Source organism: Halomonas sp. ND22Bw (assembly GCF_003011945.1).
In the GTDB taxonomy this organism is placed as follows: domain Bacteria; phylum Pseudomonadota; class Gammaproteobacteria; order Pseudomonadales; family Halomonadaceae; genus Halomonas; species Halomonas halophila.
Genome location: NZ_PXWD01000060.1, coordinates 1 through 614, shown reverse-complemented (window position 1 = coordinate 614; position 614 = coordinate 1). Strand labels below are relative to the sequence as shown.

Sequence of the window (614 nt, the reverse complement as noted above, 5' to 3'; positions counted from 1 at the left end):
GCCGACGAATTCGGCGCCGACGGCGCCGAGGCCAATGGCGGCGTGATCGGGGTACGCGCAGCCGGGGGCGATACCACCACGGACGCCAGCGGCAGTGTCGGGGTGGCCATCGACGGCCTCTACGGCACGCTGACGCTCAATGCCAACGGCGGCTACACCTACGTGGCGAATGCCGATGCGATCAGCAGCGATGCGCAGGACGTGTTCGTCTACACCATCGAGGACGGTGACGGCGACCGCTCCACCACCACGCTGACCATCGACGTGGCCGACGTGACCCTGGTCGCCGATGACGCCAGCGAGACGGTGAACGAGGCGGCGCTGGACGATGTGGGCAGTGACCCGACGAGCCCTGCGGAGACGGCCAGCGGCCAGCTGGCGGTCGCCGGCACCGGGGTGACCTACACGCTCGACAGCGCCACGAACACCTACGGCACGCTGACGCTCGATGCCAACGGCAGCTACACCTACACGCTGACGCAGCCGTTCGACACCACGCCGGATGCCGATAACGCTGCCCACACTGAAGTCGGGGCGGAGAGCTACGGCTACACCGCCACCGATGCGGCCGGCAACACGGTCACCGGCACCATCACCATCGACATCGTGGACGA

General features: G+C 68.2%; 1 protein-coding gene. It reads left to right on the top strand.

The annotated features are described in order from the left end of the window. Window positions 1–614, top strand: a 614-nt coding sequence (locus CVH10_RS16955; protein ID WP_219924729.1) for an Ig-like domain-containing protein, incomplete at both ends; no start/stop codon positions are given.